The following is a 2,095-nucleotide window of genomic DNA, read 5'->3' on the forward strand; positions in this document are numbered from 1 at the left end:
AAAAACACAAAAACTGGTTTAATTAAAAAAAAGAATTCCCTGGAAACAGGGTCATGGGAATCCTATGTCTATTTTCTAAAGCAAATTGATCAAACTACTTCAATTATTTAAAATCGGAATTGCTGAAAAAATGTAATTATTTACGAATTTAAACTCAAACACTCTATATTTAAACCCAAACATATCAGATTTAAAGTGATTCTGTTTTTTAAAAAATTTTCATCATAGAAGAAAATTCAAATAATATTTAAGTTAAGTACTTACAGAGCCTCTCGAAGGTTTTTTGATCCATACACCATATGATTTTCACCTTATTATGAACCTACTCCCCCCTCGGTTTGTGTCCCCACAAACCGATTGTGGTACTCTATCAACCTTTGAGGTCTTTTTTTGACCTCGAAGGTTTTATCTCAAATCCTATTTTCGCAAAGACGAATCGGGATGGTACACAGTTTTTTCACCTGTTTGTCGTAAAAAGGCTCACCATGCATCCTGGCTCATCTGTCCCCTCGGTTTGTGTCCTCTCAAACCGAAACACACACCTTGATTTGTATCCCCACAAACCAAAATATACCTTCTTTATATACTCGTTATAACAATTCATACTTATAACGATTTGCAAAAAAAGACACACCTAACCGTCTCCAATCAGGTGCATATATTTGAAATAAGCTCTATGTTAAAACACCTCTTATCTAAAAACAAAATCCACCATTTTCATGGCTTCTTCAAGCTCTTGCTTATTGAGGGATAAGGTTTGTCCTTCCTTTTCTAAGGATTGGATCAATTTTTCAGTGGCCACATTCCCTACCAAATCATCTTTGGCCATCGGACATCCTCCAAACCCCTTCAAAGCCCCATCAAATCTCAAGCAACCTGCGTGAAATGCCGCTAGAACCTTTTCTTCCACTTGATCTGGCCTGGCATGAAAGTGAGCCCCAAACTCTATATGGGGATATCCTTGGATATTTAACTCAAAAAGTTCTTTGATCAGATCAACATTTGCAGTACCCACTGTATCTGCAAAGGATATAATCTTAACCCCAAGTTGCTCAAGCTGCTCGACAAATTCAGCTACCATTTCAGGAGCATAAGGATCTCCGTAGGGATTTCCAAATCCCATACTCAAATAAGTCACAAGGGTTTTACCTTTTACCTCTGTGAGGTTCTGAATCTCCTCCACAGCAACCATGGCATCTTTGATAGATTTGTTGGTATTGCGTTGTTGGAAAGTTTCAGAGATAGACAAGGGGAAACCCAAATAATCAATCTGTTCAAAGTGCAAGGCATCTTCTGCTCCCCTTGTGTTTGCAACGATGGCCAAGAGTTTTGACTTGCTTTCGAATAGGTCCAAGTACTCCAGAACTTCGGCAGTATCTCTCATCTGAGGTATCGCTTTAGGACTGACAAAGCTTCCAAAATCTATCGTGTCAAATCCAATTTGCAACAATTGATTGATGTATGCTGCTTTGATAGCGGTATCTATAAAATTTGGGAAACCTTGCATGGCATCTCTTGGGCATTCTATGAGCTTTATCATGCCATGAAGATAGATGCAAGGTATCAGAGGCACAAGTATTTTTATTAATTAATGAGATCAAACAGTACAGAAAACTCCTAGAAACAGACAGTTTTTCTAAGTCTTCGAGGTTTTTATAAATTTTGGTTGCCCGCATTTACACTAAAGGAAATGATTTGTGTAAAATTTGTGTAGAAAATGGTTATTCGTATTAGCACTAGTATCAACATTTCAAGTAGAATCTACTTTGCTTTTCTTAATAAGTTTGAAATAAATTATGATGAAAAATATTTATTTGAATGGATCGAATAATACAGGTCGCTCCTATACTACGGAGCTAAAAAACACGGAATTATTTTTTTTCTACAAACAGAATGCTCCCGGAACAGAAAACAATCCCCATAAATCCAAAAGAGAAAATTGTGCCCCGAATGGTTTATAGCAACAAAAGACCTCCTATGTTTGAAATGATTGTAAATTTAACAAAAAGTGGTTGGAGATGGGAGCGAAATTAGACCCAAATAGCCATTTAGCAATGGTATATTCACTGAAAGATCTTGCCCCATCTCTTTCTTT

General features: G+C 36.8%; 1 protein-coding gene. It reads right to left on the reverse strand.

From position 1 onward, the window contains the following. Positions 1-691: 691 nt before the first annotated feature. Complete coding sequence (locus MM239_RS20700) at positions 692-1,540, reverse strand: hydroxymethylglutaryl-CoA lyase (RefSeq protein ID WP_241350233.1); 849 nt, start codon at positions 1,538-1,540, stop codon at positions 692-694. Positions 1,541-2,095 lie beyond the last annotated feature (555 nt).

Origin of the sequence: Belliella filtrata (assembly GCF_022549775.1) — a bacterium.
GTDB classification, from domain to species: Bacteria; Bacteroidota; Bacteroidia; order Cytophagales; family Cyclobacteriaceae; genus Belliella; species Belliella filtrata.